This is a genomic window from Psychroserpens mesophilus (assembly GCF_050617655.1).
GTDB classification, from domain to species: domain Bacteria; phylum Bacteroidota; class Bacteroidia; order Flavobacteriales; family Flavobacteriaceae; genus Psychroserpens; species Psychroserpens mesophilus_A.
The window spans coordinates 1-259 of sequence record NZ_JBODQC010000267.1; the positions used below are offsets into that span (position 1 = coordinate 1).

General features: G+C 32.8%; 1 protein-coding gene. It reads left to right on the forward strand.

What is annotated here, in order from left to right; translation table 11 throughout:
• A partial coding sequence (locus tag ACRHNM_RS17215; protein ID WP_431137871.1) for a TRAP transporter large permease subunit occupies positions 1-259 on the forward strand: 259 nt, incomplete at both ends.

Below are 259 nucleotides of genomic sequence, written 5' to 3' on the forward strand. Positions count from 1 at the left end.
TTTTCTTATTGGTTATTGTGATAGGTGGAATTGTTACAGGTATTTTTACTGCGACAGAAGCCTCAGCAATAGCAGTTTTATACACATTAATTCTTGGTTTTGCTTACAAAGAAATCAATTTTAAAACTTTACCACAGATTTTATTAGATTCTTCTTCTACAACAGCAGTAGTTATGCTATTGATTGGAGCGTCAATGAGTATGTCTTGGGTAATGTCCTTTGAAAATATACCACAAAGTATCAGTACATCTTTGTTGGC